Consider the following 986-nt stretch of genomic DNA (forward strand, 5'->3'; position numbering starts at 1 on the left):
AACGATAAAAAAATCAAAAAAAACGAGAAAAAGGGCTTGCCAATGTGATCGCAATCTCTATAATGCCACCTCGCTGACACGGCAACGCTTCGAAGCTTAAGTTTCGGAAGTAAGAAGCCAAGCTAGCAAGCCAAATTAGCCAAGCGGAAACGCTTGAAGAAAGTTTGAAAAAAGTGATTGACACTAAACTTTAACTCGCTAAAATGGCCGTCCTGTTTTGAGCGAAGCTCAGCAGGAAAGCTCTTTAACAATATAGACCTATCAATCTGTGTGGGCACTCGTTGATGATAATCCAAATAGTTTCTTCGGAAACAATTTAGGTTTCAATGAAACGAAGTGACCATTGAATCGAAAGATTCAGCACAGTCAATTCAAACATTACTTTATGTAATGTTCAGTATTCATTGAGCCGAACAAAATCTTAAATTGAAGAGTTTGATCATGGCTCAGATTGAACGCTGGCGGCAGGCCTAACACATGCAAGTCGAGCGGAAACGAGTTATCTGAACCTTCGGGGAACGATAACGGCGTCGAGCGGCGGACGGGTGAGTAATGCCTAGGAAATTGCCCTGATGTGGGGGATAACCATTGGAAACGATGGCTAATACCGCATAATGCTTACGGGCCAAAGAGGGGGACCTTCGGGCCTCTCGCGTCAGGATATGCCTAGGTGGGATTAGCTAGTTGGTGAGGTAAGGGCTCACCAAGGCGACGATCCCTAGCTGGTCTGAGAGGATGATCAGCCACACTGGAACTGAGACACGGTCCAGACTCCTACGGGAGGCAGCAGTGGGGAATATTGCACAATGGGCGCAAGCCTGATGCAGCCATGCCGCGTGTGTGAAGAAGGCCTTCGGGTTGTAAAGCACTTTCAGTCGTGAGGAAGGTAGTGTAGTTAATAGCTGCATTATTTGACGTTAGCGACAGAAGAAGCACCGGCTAACTCCGTGCCAGCAGCCGCGGTAATACGGAGGGTGCGAGCGTTA

Annotated in this window: 1 rRNA gene; it reads left to right on the forward strand. The window is 47.5% G+C overall.

The annotated features are described in order from the left end of the window. Positions 1-423: 423 nt before the first annotated feature. Positions 424-986 (forward strand): 16S ribosomal RNA (locus tag R7P64_RS24145); the annotation flags it as partial.

The sequence above is a fragment of the Vibrio sp. 2304 genome, from assembly GCF_033339475.1.
GTDB lineage: Bacteria > Pseudomonadota > Gammaproteobacteria > Enterobacterales > Vibrionaceae > Vibrio > Vibrio alginolyticus.